This is a genomic window from Sphingobacterium sp. UBA5996 (assembly GCF_002429765.1).
GTDB lineage: Bacteria > Bacteroidota > Bacteroidia > Sphingobacteriales > Sphingobacteriaceae > Sphingobacterium.
Genome location: NZ_DJAS01000008.1, coordinates 148,499 through 163,601, shown reverse-complemented (window position 1 = coordinate 163,601; position 15,103 = coordinate 148,499). Strand labels below are relative to the sequence as shown.

Genomic DNA, 15,103 nt, shown 5'->3' with positions numbered 1-15,103 from the left:
TGTTGGTCCACCATCCTTTTTTTATTTTCTGATCCAATCACCGTCTTCCATAATTTCAACTGAAATCCGCTATCCTTACTGAGGAAAGTTGGATCAAAAACAAACCAATCTAAAAATTACAGCGAATCGGAGAATAAAGTAAATCGTTTGAATCGAATATTGTAATTTAGTTTCTTCATTCAGCATATAAGAAAAATACAAACACAGCGGATATAGACAACCGTTGATTAGATTTAGACTCACATGAAAACTATTTTTGCAATTGTAGGTAGCGCCAGTACCCATTCATCCAATCATCATATTATAAAGCACCTACAAAAAGAGATTAATGGCGATATCCATTTCACGCTATTTGATCGTCTGAAAGAACTGCCGCATTTTGATCCAGATGAGAGCCAGTCCCATCCACCTATTGAAATTATTGCATTACGCCAAATTATTCAAGAAGCAGACATTGTTTTGATCAGCAGTCCCGAATATATTTTCAGTGTGCCCAGTGGATTAAAAAATCTACTTGAGTGGTGCGCAGCAACCACAGTTTTCAACGATAAGCCCATAGGTATCATCACCGCCGCTGCACAAGGTGAACATGCACACGTCGAACTGCAACACATCATGCGCGGATTAGGAGCCCAAATTGATGAAAAAAGAAACCTACTCATCGAAGGAGTAAGGGGCAAACTGGACAGTGCGGGAGAAATCTGGGATGAACAACTCCGTACAGCGTTAAAGGAACTGGCTGCACAACTAATTGATAGTAAAAATTAGCACGATCCATCAATTGAAGATTATTATCTTTACGACATGCAAGAACAAATTAATAATCCACTACACGGTAAAAGACTTGACACCATTATAGAATATTTAGTAGAGTACTATGGTTGGGAAGAATTAGGTCAACGCATAGCTATCAGATGTTTCAATGAGAATCCAAGTGTCAAATCTTCGTTAACTTTCTTAAGAAAAACACCTTGGGCTAGAGAGAAGGTCGAGCAGCTCTACGTAAAAACGTTATTGAAAAAATAAGTTTTTTTCCTATTTTATAGCGAATAATCTGATTATTAAGCATAACTTTGCCGCCATGAAAAAAATTGCCGACTACCGGAAGTTACTTAACGTAGATAAATCTGTGGATCTCAAAACCCTGAAATCTACTTACCGGACGATCATGAAAGAATGTCATCCAGATAAATTTGTCAATGATGAAGAAGGTCGTTTGGCTGCAGAGGAAAAAAGTGTTGCGATGATCGAAGCATACCACTTTCTGGTAAGCATCTGTTCTGAAACATTAGAGCAACAATTGCCCATCTACACAGAAACAATTACCAATTCAGGTATTCAAGATATTGACTGGAAAGGACAAATATTGACTGTCACTTTTCAAGACGGCAGCCAATATGAGTATTTCGGTGTTCAGCGAAACGATTATATTAAATTTGTCAATGCAGATTCTTTAGGTCGATTTGCCCGTAGACACATCTTCCATTCTTACCCTTACCGTAATGTATTAAAGACTGCAACAGTATCTTAGAAACTGTTTTCATCCAGCTATACAAAGATAAACGCCCGCTATCCGATGGATATTGGGCGTTTATATAAAATGTTAAATGTTTAAAAGCTATCTATAGAACAACACTGTTAACAAATAGTTTTATCATTTTAATATAAAGTCCGCAGACGCTCTACCGTAAAATGTATTAGGCATTTACGCTCACTTGCAGCTTTCCATACTCTCCTATTTCCCAAAAGGACCTATTAAATCTTACAGCAAAGATAAAGCTCTTACAGCAAAGATAAAGCCTGCATTTAGACTTTGAGTCAATACCTCGATCTCAAAAAAGATTACAAATAGTGCTCTTGCAAGTTCAATGGCTTTTTTTCTTCTTTTAGATTTTATTTTTGTTCGATAATTATTACTTTAGCGCTACCAAAATTATTCTAGCCAACGGCCCTGAAAAAAGGCCTTCCACTTGGATTAATTCGGGATGTAGCGTAGCCCGGTATCGCGCCAGCATGGGGTGCTGGAGGTCGTCGGTTCAAATCCGGCCATCCCGACTTTTTATCCTTTACTTTTTAACTGACATCGCGTTTGCGCTCTAACGGAATATCGCTTTGAAAATTGAATAGCAGAGATACCTTTCAATCATAAAAAAGGTATTTAGCCGATTGGAGTTTTCCGCACCAGCTAAATACCTTCTTCTATTAAACAATTAGGATGAAGCCACCTTGTTTGTTACGAACAGTCCTTCAGCTTAATAGCCTGGATTCTGCTTCAAGTTTGGATTCACCGCAAGCTGCTGACTTGGAATCGGATAAACCAAAGTTTTCGGATCAGCATCTGCAGCCTTTTCCTGCCAGGCCAGTAAGAACTTACCGAAACGAATCAAATCTTGTCTTCTCCACCCTTCCCAATATAACTCGCGAGCACGTTCGTCCAACAAATTGTCAAGCGTCATGGCTGTAAGATTATCTACACCACGATTGAGTCTAATTCCATTAACCAGCGCAAGAGCTTCGGCAGCAGTCCCTGTCCCTCCTCGGAGTATTGCCTCTGCTTGCATTAACAAGACATCAGCATAACGAAATACCACCCAATCGTTATTTCGTTGCCCAGTAACACCATAGTCAAAAGCATACTTCATTGGACGAATACCGGCTGTCTCCAACGTTGCACCTGAGGTACGGATTGTTACTTCGCGTGTAAAAACTAAAGGTGCGTTCGCTGGATTTCTAGCCATCAATGGCTTGTTTGTACTCCAATTATATTGTTGCCCAGCAAAAAAACCAACATTTTGACGTTTAAATTCCTTCTTTTTATTGGACGTCGTATCCGCTGCATATTCATAATAAATTCCCCTTCGTTCATCCGATGCAGAAAATTTATCGTAATAGTCTGATAAGGTACACCAACCGTTCCATCCCCCCGGATTCATATTATAATGCGCAATTGTATTCCATGTACGGTCCACATTTCCACCCCGATCTCCATTTTTATTGTACAAAGTAAAAATATTCTCTGTGGACTTTTCGTCGTTGTCAGGTGCAAAATTGTCAAAATATTTGCCTTTTGGTGAAATTGAATAAGCACCAGTAGCGACAATTTCCTTAGCAAGCGATACTACTTTATTCATATCCTCCGCCGCAAAAGCTGGCGATTGTCTATTTAAAAACGTCCCTTTGTTAAGATAAATTTTCATCAACAAGGCTTTTGCAGCATTTTTGTTTGCTACATAAGCCGCTTTCGGCCCGTTTGCAGGCAAACTCGCTATAATTTCGTTGAGATCCTTAACCATATAGTCAATAGCCGCCTGTGGCTGTAACACCTCTGGTGCGATTCTAAAATCTTCAAAAGAGGCTCCTTCCCGGATGGGCACTACGCCATAGAGATCCAACATATCAAACATGACCAACGCACGAATAAACTTCGCTTCTGCCCCTTGCTGCGCACTCGGATTATACCGCAACACATTGCCCGCATTATAGATGGCTGTCCCTAAACTGACGAAAGTGTTGTTCATATAACCATTGTCTGCATTCCAGGTATGTAAATGGATCGCACGATGCATACCATTATCATCCCAGTCACCACCACGCGTTGGAGCCATGGCGGCATCTGATGAGATTTCCTGCATCACCCAGCGCTGTTCCTGCTGATAAGGTGTATTCAATGAATTATAAGCAGTGATCAATAAGCTTCCAGGATCCACATTGGATGTTCCCTCTTCTAATTCTCCTTTAAATTCCTCCTTTAATTTAGTACAAGAAAATGTACTTGTTACAATGGAGCCAATTATTCCGATATATAATAAAGTTCTTAATTTCATCTTTTTTATCCGTCTAAATTTATTATCTGTTCATCCATTTCGATTTTAAGACATTCATACAAATGACCTACAGTATATGCTTAAAGCGAAAAATTAACCCCCAATAGAACATTTCTTGCCGGTGGATACGGCAAATATTCAATACCTAACGATGGGATACCATTTGTTGCACCATCGGTATTCACTTCTGGATCAAATCCAGTATACTTTGTGATTATAAAAAGATTCTGTCCAGTTAGGGATACATTTAAGTTCTTAAGCGTTCTGCCTACATTACCAACACGGTAACTTAAAGTTAGATTAGCCATTTTTAAGTAATCTCCTTTTTCAAGAAATCGCGTAGAAGGTGCTGCAGAATTGGATGTAGATTCTTTAACTCCAGTGTTAAAAAATGCGGATCCAATATTACGTGATGACAAATTACTCAGTCCCAAGGTTGTTGCCGCTGTGTTGTTAAATAGATAATGTCCAAAAGCACCGTTCATATTGGCCGCCAAAGAAAACTGTTTGTAATTTACATTTGTTGATAGTCCCAGTAAAGTGGTAGGATTTGGACTATGCATATAAAATTTATTAATAGCAGGATCGTTGGCAGTACTGATACTTCCATCCTGTCCGCGATACATACTCATACCGGTTTGTGGGTCTATCCCTTGATAATCCGCCAAGTACCAAACATTAAGAGGCTGTCCATTCACCATACGTTGCCCCAATACACCTGAGAACCCTTGCCCCCGTAGCGCTCCTGTTTCGTAATATCCCACCAACCCACTCACACTATTTTTAAGAAAAGTAGCATTTCCAGTCAAATCCCAAGTCCAATTGTCGTTTTTGATAATAGTACCTGTCAATGCTACTTCCACTCCTTTATTGACAATTTCGCCGTCCAAATTCACCCATATACGTCCTGCTGGAGCCGGTTGTGCGAGTGTTTGCTCAAATAGCGCATCTGTAGTTTTTTTATTAAAATAGTCGATTGATCCGTAGAGACGATTGCCCAAAATTCCAAAGTCGATACCTGCATTTAGCGTTGTGGAAGTTTCCCATTTCAAGTCAGCGTTTCCATAATTAGCCTGGCTTACACTTTGGTTCCCGAATACCAATCTATTTAACGAGGCACCCGAAGGGAATTCTTGATTACCTGTTCTTCCCCATCCTAAACGGACTTTCAATTGGTTAAATAAACCGGAAGACTTTAAAAACTCCTCCTCATTAATGTTCCAAGCTACCGCCAGGGAAGGAAACATAGCATACTTGTTGTTTGATCCGAATTTAGTAGAACCATCTCTACGCACCGTTGCTGTCAATAAATAGCGATCCAAGTAATTGAATCCCCCTCTTACGAACATCGACTGCAATTGGTTGGTCGGACTTCTGTACGACGATATTTCACGTGTGGAAACAGGTGTATATTGTAGGTAGTCAAAATAATCTAATCCCATATAACGAAAACCTCCGCCAAAGGATATGTTATTATTATAGTTATAATCCAAATACTCATAACCTGCTACCGCATTGACACTCCAATCTGAATTGATTTGTTTATTGTAGGAGAGCATATGCGTCATTTGTAAGTTGGTTTCTCCATTATTTGAAATAAAGGCCTGCTCATTGTTTACAGCTGAAGGATCAATAAGTCCTGCGCGGTACATCCCTTGGCGATTTCCAGTTTGTCGCATCGCACTATAAATAAAGCGATATTCCAAATCGTCTGTAATTTTATAGTATGGCGCCAAGTTGATCACCATGGTATTCGTTGTTGCCAAATCTTTAAAGGCTTCAATACTCGTTAAGGGGTTTCGTGTTGTTGAACTAACAAATGTTAAATTGCCTTGATCGTCTCTTAAGGGACGTGTTGGATTCCACTGTAAGGCCTGAGAGATCACATTTCCTTCCGAACCCACCATCGCATTGATCGGCGAATACCGATTGTCCATCTGCGTCAAAAAGACTGCAAAATCCAATCCCAATCGTTTGTTTTCCAGAAAACGGAAATTACCGTTAAAATTAGCTGTATATTTCTTCAGTTGTGATCCACGAATAATACCGTTTTGATTTAAATATCCACCCGAAAGACGATATTTTCCATATTCGGTTCCACCTGCTACATCAGCATAGTAATTTTGCGTGATCGCTTTTCGTGTGATCGCCTTAAAAGCATCCTCATTGCCACCAAAATCAGCATTTGCAACTTCAGATGGCGTATAATAATTTAGCGCTTCTCTAAATCGACCAGCATCCAATACGTCGGGATATTCCCGCATAGTTGAAACACCTGCAGACGCTCCTACAGAAACCTCAGGTTGCCCTACTTTCCCCCTTTTCGTTGAAATAATGACAACCCCGTTTGCACCCCGAGAACCGTAGATGGCGGTCGCCGAAGCATCTTTAAGAATATCCATGCTCGCGATATCACCTGGATTCAAATAGGTCAACGGATTTCCCCTATCGGAAGAAAAACCTCCTCTCCCCTCGGGCAGCGGCGAATTGCCGGACATAGGTACACCGTCAAGTACAAACAACGGATTGTTACTTGCCCGGATCGATGAGTTCCCACGGATACGTACTGTTGTTGACCCGCCAGGTTGCCCCGTATTATTAATTACCATCACACCGGGCGTCTTTCCCTGTATCAGTTGATCAGGACTTGTCATGATTCCTTTATTAAAATTTTTAGCGCCAATAGTGACCATAGATCCCGTTAGATCCTTTTTCCTCGCGGTACCATAACCGATCACCACAACTTCTTCTAGGCCCTGACCAGCACTAGGTTCCAAAGCTACAGTAACTTCATTTCCTACAATAGGCACTTCTTTTAAACTATATCCGATAAAAGAGACTTCCAGTGATTTAGCATCTTCGGGAACAGTCAATGTAAAGACACCTTCTGTGTCTGTTGTTGTAGCGGCAGTCCCTCCTTTTACCTTGATTGTAGCTCCTGCCAATGGACCCTGTGTTTCATCCACAACCTTCCCCTTTAAGACTTTCGTCTGGGCAAATGCAATAAAAGATACAAGCAGAAATGTAAGTGTCATTGCGCATTGTGCAAGTAGTTTATTTTTCATACGCTTTTTGATTAGTGGTTTAATTGATTTATGTCGTGCATGTATGATGCACAGCTCATATTAAGTGATTTAATGCTATTGATAGATGTTAAAACTCATCCAAAATGAACGTTTACTTGGCCGACTGTTGCATCAACGAGTCTGTGAGGCAAAATCATAGAAATATTGGTTCGCATAGGGGCACAGGCTCTACCTGTCATAATTCTTGGGCACAACATACGTTTATATTTGGTTATTATCTTGATATAAAAATGCACAAATCTCAGTAGCTCGTCCAATCACAGCGTCTCAATTTTATATCAAAGCGTATCAGTAAAATGCTTTTTTATCTTTTAATTGACTATTTTTAGTTGAACGTAATCAATTTTGAAAAGAATAACCACCATATTAATTTTATATACCTTCCTAGCGTGTATCCACGGGCGGGCACAATCCATCTATTTTAAAAATTATCAAACAAACGATGGACTCTCGAATAGTTCCGTCAAGTGTATTACACAGGATAGTCAGGGCTTTCTATGGCTCGGTACAAGAAATGGCCTCAATCGTTTCGATGGCAATCAATTTAAGATATTTAGACACAATGCTTCAGATTCGACAAGCATCGGAAGCTCTTCTATCTTAAGTATGCTCACCGACAGCAAAGGCGTCCTGTGGGTGGGAACGACTCGCGGTACTTACTGTTACGATCCCGCAAAAGAAAATTTCAAACCATTCAAGGGTATACCAATCGGTGAAGTAAATGCCCTACACGAATATGCAGGATTTATCTGGTTGCTTTCCAATGGCAAACTTTACCGTTATAGTTCCGCAACAAAAGAAATTACGACATGTGATCATAACAAAACTGCGCTGGTAGCTATCACCAGCAGTAAGAAAGGGGGGCTGTGGATCGCAGACAACAATAGTACAATACAACGATATCAGGTTAGCACCCATAAATTTGTCAATGTCGATCTCAAAAAGATCGATCGGCGAGCGCTAGCAAATACCAAAACCGTCTATGCAATCAACGATTCGCTACTGATGATTGGGACGATCAATTCGGCCTATCTCTTTGACTTCAAAAATGGAACATTAAAAAATTTATTTTCAAACCATTACCCTAACAAAGTTATCCAGGCAAACTGCATTATTCAACAGACAGCATCAGTATATTGGATCGGAACAGAAACTGGAATATATACATTTGACATCCACACAGGACAGATCCAACACATTAAAAAAGATCTGCTCAACCCATTTGCCATATCGGACAATGCGATCTTAAATTTCTATCGCGATCGGGAAGGCAATATTTGGTTTGGAACATATTTTGGTGGTTTTAACCAATACAGCAACCAATTTGATAATTTCAAAAAGTATTTATCCGGATTTGGAAAATCTGCCCTGTCAGGCAATATCGTGCACGATATCACCAAAGATCACGATGGAAATTTCTGGATAGGAACAGAAGATGGCGGTCTAAATAAGATAGATGCGCAAACAAACCAGATTCAGCACTTTGTTGCGAATGGCACACAGGGAAGTATTGCGCATAATAACGTTCACGGTTTGGCAACTGTCGGCAACGACCTTTGGGTAGGTTCCACAACTCATGGTATTGACATTCTGGACGTAAGAACAGGAAAATTAAAAAAGCATTATGACCGCATTGGTGATGGACCATTACAAAGCAGCTTTGCCGTTTGCCTCTATAAATCCAGAGACAATCACCTATTTGTAGGAACCGATCGCGCCTTATATGTCTACAATAAAACTCGTGACCGTTTTGACCTCCTCCCTATTACTGCATGGATACAAGGTATTTATGAAGACGAAGAGGGTATATTCTGGATCAATACCTATGGAAGCGGCGTCTACAGCTATAACCACAGTTCGGGAAAAATTCAGCAGTTACTGTCTGAACAAGGCAACAAAAATTCACTCGTCAATAATTATGTCAATGGCCTATTTGAAGACAGCAAAAAAAACTTATGGTTTTGTACAGAAAGCGGCCTTTCAAAATACCGCCGGGATGGTCGATTTACCAATTATCTGACCGAATCGGGATTACCTTCCAATCAAGTATTTAAGGTGCTGGAAGATGACAACAAAAGCATTTGGATATCTACCGGCGGTGGTCTGGTCAGATTAGATGAAGGAGTGCCTCGTAGGATCATTTACACATCCAGAGATGGACTTCCCGCAGATCAATTTAATTATAATTCAGCTTTCAAGGATAATGACGGGACTTTATATTTCGGAACTATAAAAGGAATGGTAAGTTTCAACCCTACAAAATCCATTAAGAACAACTTTGTCCCCCCAATATTTATTAGTGGCATTCAAATCAACAATGCAAACATAGCTGTTCGTGAAAATGGGATACTAAAAGAATCCATCTCCATAGCAAAAGAAATCCAACTGACCTACGACAGATCCAATATTAGCTTTAATATTACAGCGTTAAGTTTTGCTTCACCAAAAAGCAACGCCTATCGGTATATCATGGAAGGTTACGACAAAGAGTGGACCGATATTACAGGGAATCAAAAAATCTATTACAATAAACTTCCGCCAGGGACGTATATCTTTAAGTTCAGAGGTGCAAACAATAATAGGGTTTGGAATCCCGCCGAAAAAAAACTGCGCATCATTGTTTCGCCCCCCTGGTGGCTGTCTCGCTGGGCATACGTGCTCTATTTTCTGACATTTGGTACAATTACACTGCTGGTATTACGCTATTACCTACTGCTTTTAAAGGCCAATAATGCGCAAAAGATGGATAGCTTCGAACGGAAAAAAGAGCAGGAAATATACACACTCAAGCTAGAGTTTTTTACGAACCTCGCTCATGAGATTCGTACCCCGCTCACCTTAATCAAAATGCCCCTGGAGAAAATAATAAATAATCAAAAATTCACCGATCAGGAGACGGCTCAAGACCTTGCCCTGATCGAAAAAAATACAACGCGATTAATTCGCCTCACCAACCAGTTACTGGATTTTAGAAAAGCAGAAACCAACAATATGAGCCTTATCTTTACAAAAACTGACATCAATACCCTTCTAGCCGAGGTATTTCACGATTTCAATTACCTAGCCAAAGACAAACATTTACGCTATGATCTCAGCCTTCCACGTATCAGTCTCACAGCCTATGTAGATGAAGAGGCCATTCGAAAAGTATTTACAAACCTCATCCACAATGCAATAAAATACGCGGAGCAAGAAGTCTATGTCAAACTGCTTCCATTCAATAGCGATGACATTATGTTCAATATTGAATTTAAAAATGATGGTCTCCTTATACCCTTTGAGAAAAAAGAAAAAATTTTTGAACCCTTTTATCGACTAAACGAATCCGACAAAGATACCGGAACAGGAATTGGCCTGCCCCTTTCCCGTTCTTTGGTCGAACTGCATCAAGGAACATTATCTCTTGTTCATATGGAAGAAAACCGCAATATATTTTTGCTCTCCGTCCCTATCTTTCAGGAACAATCCCTGGATATCCAATCATTTCAGGAGGATTTTGACGAGCATGTATTCATTGGTAAAGCAGATGAGCAACAAGAGGAAAAACCGGTAATCCTGCTCGTTGAAGATAATAAAGAAATAATGGCTTACCTCAATAAGGAATTAAAATCAAGTTACACAATTTTACGAGCTGGTAATGGCGCTGAAGCGCTCGAAATTTTAGACAAAGAGAATGTGCAACTCGTACTAACTGATATTATGATGCCGATTATGGATGGACTTGCACTATGCAAACGCATTAAAACAGACATCCTCTACAGCCACATTCCCGTGATTTTTCTGACTGCAAAAAATGCGCTCGATTCAAAGATTCAAGGGTTAAAAAATGGTGCTGATGCTTACATCGAAAAACCCTTCTCGCTCGAATTCCTTATGGTACAAATACGTAATATCCTCAAGAACCGCAAAATTATCCAGAATTATATGACCAATTCTTCTGGATCCAACTTAATGGATATCAATGTATCGGCACCCGACAAAGACTTTATCAGCCAGCTCAATACTGTAATTTATGAAAATATTTCAGTGATAGATCTCAATGTGGATGGACTTGCCAAACTGATGCATATGAGCCGCCCAACCCTTTACCGTAAAATTAAAGGGCTATCCGATCTCACCCCCAATGAATTGATCAATATTTCTCGATTGAAAAAGGCCGCAGAACTGCTTACCCAGAAAGAGTACAACATTAGCCAAATAGCAATTATGGTAGGTTATACCGTACAATCCAATTTCTCAAGAGACTTCAATAAGCATTATGGCATGTCGCCGAGCAGTTACATTGTTGAAAACGCTAAGTAATGAACGTCCTTTTAGTACCACCATCAAGATTTACCGATGGAGTAAAACCTGCCATCCGTAACAATTTGAATGGAAGGCTCGAAAGAAGGACAAAAAATCGTAGACGCAAAACGCCCTATACGTCTACGATAACACCTTACTGTTTACTCTTAGGAACAAAGAATGCTGCCAGCAACATAAATACTCCGGCTAACAACAGGCCATAGATGGATTGGCTATGAAATAAATATTTGATGATCATTCCACCAAAAAAACCACACACAATCTGAGGCAGCGTAATGAAGAAATTGAACAGTCCCATATAAACTCCCATTTTACCAGCGGGCAAATGATCGCTTAAAATGGCATAGGGCATTGCTAAAATACTACCCCAAGCTATACCAATGCCGATCATCGGAACAATCAATAAATTAGCATCTCTGATCAGGAATAACGAAATGAGCGAAAGTCCGCCAACGGAAAGGCCCAGGGCGTGGGTTTTACTACGACCTAAACGTTTAGCGATCCGCGGAATAAACAAGGCATAAAGGGCCGACACGCCATTGTAAATACCGAAGAGTACCCCCACCCAATTGGCGGCCTCCATATAAAGATCCTGCCGACTTCCTTCTCGAAGATAAAAGACCGAATCTGCAATCGCTGGAGTTGTATATACCCACATCATAAAAAGTGCAAACCAGGAGAAAAACTGCACCCAGCCCAACTTGCGCATAATCAGGGGCATTTTGCCGATATCACTCGCAATAGATCGCAAACCAAATTTAGGCGCAGATGCCTGGTCTATTGAAATAGCATCTGAAAAAGACTGAAGTTCTGTTGGCGAATACTCTTTAGTTTTGAATACAGACCATAATACTGACAAAAGCAGTACAAAGCCACCTAAATAAAATGAGTAGATAACATTGCTTGGTACCTGCCCCACTTCCGAAGTTCCTGCCACATCAAAATACTTCGTCAATATAAACGGAAGCAACGATCCTAAAACAGCTCCGACACCGATTAAAAAAGTCTGTACCGAAAATCCTACACTCCGTTGACTACTTGGTAAATTATCGCCGATCAGGGCCCTAAATGGCTCCATCGTGACGTTAATAGAAGCATCCATAAACATCAATAACCCCGCTCCTATCCAAAGTGGTGCCAGCATCGTGGTAAATAATGCCGCATTAGGCATTAAAAATAACGTCAGGGTAGTTAACAGGGCACCCACCAAAATATACGGGCGACGACGTCCCAACCTATTCCAGGTTCGATCGCTATAATGGCCAACGATGGGCTGAACAATCATACCCGTTATTGGCGCCGCGAGCCAGAATAAAGACAAGTGCTCCACATCGGCACCAAAGGTTTGAAGAATACGCGAAGCATTGCCGTTCTGAAGCGCAAACCCCATTTGTATCCCCAAAAATCCAAAACTCATATTGATGACCTGGCTTATGTTTAATTCAGGTTTTTTTCCCATAATAGGCTATCAAAATTTAACACAAAATACAATTTAATTATCATTTAATCGCGATTCAGCAGCATAAGAATCCTTTTCTAAGCTGCTGAAAATATTGATTTACCGATCGTTCGACACCCGAATGCTACATTTTCCAGCTAACACGAAAGCCCCAGTTACGGTCTGGATATGCGCTGCAGTATCACTGATATTATCGATCGAATAACCAACCCGATCTACAGCAATCAACAATGTCGCGCCGCGAAACAATACCCGGAATTTATAGCCTTCCCATTCGTTGGGCAACATTGGGTTCAGATACAATTTTCCGTCCTTGATTCGCATACCCGCAAAACCTTCCACAATCGTCATCCAAGTACCGGCCATCGAGGTAATGTGCAGACCATCTTCGGTATCGTTGTTGTAATCATCCAGGTCCAGACGTGAAGTCCGTAGGTAAAACTCATATGCTTTTTCCGCTTTATTGAGTTTAGCCGCCAATATCGCATGTACACAGGGAGAAAGTGAGCTCTCATGCACGGTCAATGGCTCATAAAATTCAAAATGCCGACCGATAGTGTCCACATCGAATTGATCTTCAAGAAAATACAAACCCTGCAATACATCGGCCTGTTTGATATAACAGGAACGTAGAATCCTATCCCAGCTCCAGTGCTGGTTGATCGGACGTTGCAACGGATCAAGTTGTACCACAGGAATCAGCTCTTTGTCCAGAAAGCCATCTTGCTGCAAATACACGTTTCGTTTCGCATCAAAAGGGTAGTACATCTTGGCAATAATATGCCGCCATTTTTGCTGCTCTTCCAGTCTAATTTCCAACTTCGCTTCCATTGCGCTCACCACGTCGGATTGCTGCTGGGCCAATTTTTCTAAACATTCTAGTGTATATTCCAGACACCAAGTAGCCATACGATTGGTATACCAGTTGTTATTTACATTATTCTCGTACTCATTTGGTCCAGTCACCCCCAACATCACATATTGCTCACGTTCAGCACTCCAATTGATGCGCTGTGCCCAAAATCGGCTAATTGCAACCAAAACCTCCAGTCCGTGCGACCAAATATATGCCTCATCACCCGTATAACGCACATAATTGTAGATTGCAAACGCAATGGCTGCATTGCGGTGGATTTCTTCAAAGGTGATCTCCCATTCGTTATGACACTCCTCCCCATTGATCGTAACCATGGGGTAGAGGGCTGCCCCATGCCCAAAGCCCAGTTTTGCGGCATTTTCAATAGCCTTATCCAATTGCTGATGACGATAAATCAACAAATTACGTGCGATCGTTGGCGATTGCGTCGCAAGGTAAAATGGGATGCAGTATGCTTCGGTATCCCAATAAGTAACACCGCCATACTTCTCTCCCGTAAATCCTTTTGGCCCAATATTAAGTCGCTCGTCTTCACCCGTATAAGTTTGATTCAACTGGAAAATATTATACCTTATGGCTTGCTGTGCAGCAACATCACCACTGATTTCAATATCACTTTCTGACCATATCACGTGCCATGCGGCCGCTTGCTTTTCCTTCAACTCATCAAAATCAAATTGTTTTAGTGTCTGCAAATGATCCTGAACAACTTCCTGCAATTGAGCAACCGAATGATTTTGTGAAGTAACAATGGCGACACGCTTCTCTATCCTACAAATGTGTGATTTGGGGAGATTAAGAGTGTAGACTTCTGCCATACAGCCTGGGCGCGTTACCGTTTCGTCTGCTGATCGTACCACTGACCCGGTGCTTACAGTGGTCTCGAGCATCGCATAAACTTCAAAACCAGTTTTCTTGGTTCGGGCAGCTACAAAAACACCAAGCCCAGACTTTCCCTGGTCAATGCTTTCCCAGAATTTTTCATCGTAGTTGCTATCCCGGTTAATCACCTGTGCATTTAAACGCGACACAACCTCGAGCGTAACATCGCCCGAAAGTGCCGCTATGCTGTATTGCAAAGATGCCGTTTCAGAAGCAAACAAGTGATACATCCGGCTTGCCTGGATTTTAATCTGAGCACCATCTGCCATTTCAACAACAAAGCTACGGTATAGAACACCCTGCTGCATATCGAGGCGGCGTTCAAAAGATTTGACATTTATTTTGGCTAAATCAAGCACTTGTCCGTTAATTCGGATATCCAGGCCAATCCAGTCCACAGAATTAATGACCTTGGCGAAGTATTCTGGATACCCATTTTTCCACCAGCCCACACGCGTTTTGTCGGGATAATAAATTCCCGCCAAATAAGATCCCTGTAATGATTTTCCACTGAATTCTTCTTCAAAATTAGCCCTTTGCCCCATCCGACCGTTGCCAATAGCAAAGATACTTTCCGAAAATTCATTATGCTCCGGATGAAACGTATCCTCAATAATCTGCCAAGGGTTATGTTTGATATATGTCTTCATTGATTTCTTGTTTTCAACAC

8 protein-coding genes and 1 tRNA gene are annotated in these 15,103 nt (G+C 41.0%); 5 read left to right on the top strand and 4 right to left on the bottom strand.

What is annotated here, in order from left to right; all coding sequences use genetic code 11:
- Positions 1–243: 243 nt before the first annotated feature.
- The 4 genes from B3E00_RS05885 to B3E00_RS05870 all read left to right on the top strand — a co-directional run bounded on the left by B3E00_RS05885 (position 244) and on the right by B3E00_RS05870 (position 2,055).
- A complete protein-coding gene (locus tag B3E00_RS05885) occupies positions 244–768 on the top strand; it encodes an NADPH-dependent FMN reductase (RefSeq protein WP_293882495.1) in 525 nt (174 codons plus the stop codon).
- 36 nt (positions 769–804) lie between these two features.
- Complete coding sequence (locus B3E00_RS05880) at positions 805–1,026, top strand: VF530 family DNA-binding protein (RefSeq protein WP_209579053.1); 222 nt, start codon at positions 805–807, stop codon at positions 1,024–1,026.
- A gap of 55 nt (positions 1,027–1,081) precedes the next feature.
- Entirely contained in the window at positions 1,082–1,531 is a 450-nt protein-coding gene (locus B3E00_RS05875) for a KTSC domain-containing protein (RefSeq protein ID WP_293882497.1), read from the top strand.
- A gap of 450 nt (positions 1,532–1,981) precedes the next feature.
- Positions 1,982–2,055: transfer RNA gene (locus B3E00_RS05870), tRNA-Pro, on the top strand.
- Positions 2,056–2,252: 197 nt separating this feature from the next.
- On the opposite strand, the gene B3E00_RS05865 is transcribed toward B3E00_RS05870, so the two are convergent.
- Positions 2,253–3,824 (bottom strand): RagB/SusD family nutrient uptake outer membrane protein, encoded by a 1,572-nt coding sequence (locus tag B3E00_RS05865; RefSeq protein ID WP_293886638.1) that lies wholly within the window; start codon positions 3,822–3,824, stop codon positions 2,253–2,255.
- Positions 3,825–3,904: 80 nt separating this feature from the next.
- Complete coding sequence (locus B3E00_RS05860; RefSeq protein WP_293937645.1) at positions 3,905–6,889, bottom strand: SusC/RagA family TonB-linked outer membrane protein; 2,985 nt, start codon at positions 6,887–6,889, stop codon at positions 3,905–3,907.
- 366 nt (positions 6,890–7,255) lie between these two features.
- On the opposite strand from B3E00_RS05860, the gene B3E00_RS05855 reads away from it, so the two are divergent.
- Positions 7,256–11,212: a hybrid sensor histidine kinase/response regulator transcription factor gene (locus B3E00_RS05855; protein WP_293937642.1), complete on the top strand. Its 3,957-nt coding sequence runs from the start codon at positions 7,256–7,258 to the stop codon at positions 11,210–11,212.
- Positions 11,213–11,348: 136 nt separating this feature from the next.
- Here the strand turns inward: B3E00_RS05855 and B3E00_RS05850 are convergent, their stop codons facing one another.
- Together B3E00_RS05850 and B3E00_RS05845 are read right to left on the bottom strand one after the other, a co-directional pair.
- Positions 11,349–12,674 (bottom strand): MFS transporter, encoded by a 1,326-nt coding sequence (locus B3E00_RS05850; RefSeq protein ID WP_293886641.1) that lies wholly within the window; start codon positions 12,672–12,674, stop codon positions 11,349–11,351.
- Positions 12,675–12,773: 99 nt separating this feature from the next.
- Complete coding sequence (locus B3E00_RS05845; RefSeq protein WP_293937640.1) at positions 12,774–15,083, bottom strand: family 65 glycosyl hydrolase domain-containing protein; 2,310 nt, start codon at positions 15,081–15,083, stop codon at positions 12,774–12,776.
- Between the last annotated feature and the right edge of the window lie 20 nt (positions 15,084–15,103).

Coding starts and splice junctions, on each gene's coding strand:
- B3E00_RS05885 (WP_293882495.1), top strand. CDS start 244: ATGAAAACTATTTTTGCAATTGTAGGTAGCGCCAGTACCCATTCATCC.
- B3E00_RS05880 (WP_209579053.1), top strand. CDS start 805: ATGCAAGAACAAATTAATAATCCACTACACGGTAAAAGACTTGACACC.
- B3E00_RS05875 (WP_293882497.1), top strand. CDS start 1,082: ATGAAAAAAATTGCCGACTACCGGAAGTTACTTAACGTAGATAAATCT.
- B3E00_RS05865 (WP_293886638.1), bottom strand. CDS start 3,824: ATGAAATTAAGAACTTTATTATATATCGGAATAATTGGCTCCATTGTA.
- B3E00_RS05860 (WP_293937645.1), bottom strand. CDS start 6,889: ATGAAAAATAAACTACTTGCACAATGCGCAATGACACTTACATTTCTG.
- B3E00_RS05850 (WP_293886641.1), bottom strand. CDS start 12,674: ATGGGAAAAAAACCTGAATTAAACATAAGCCAGGTCATCAATATGAGT.
- B3E00_RS05845 (WP_293937640.1), bottom strand. CDS start 15,083: ATGAAGACATATATCAAACATAACCCTTGGCAGATTATTGAGGATACG.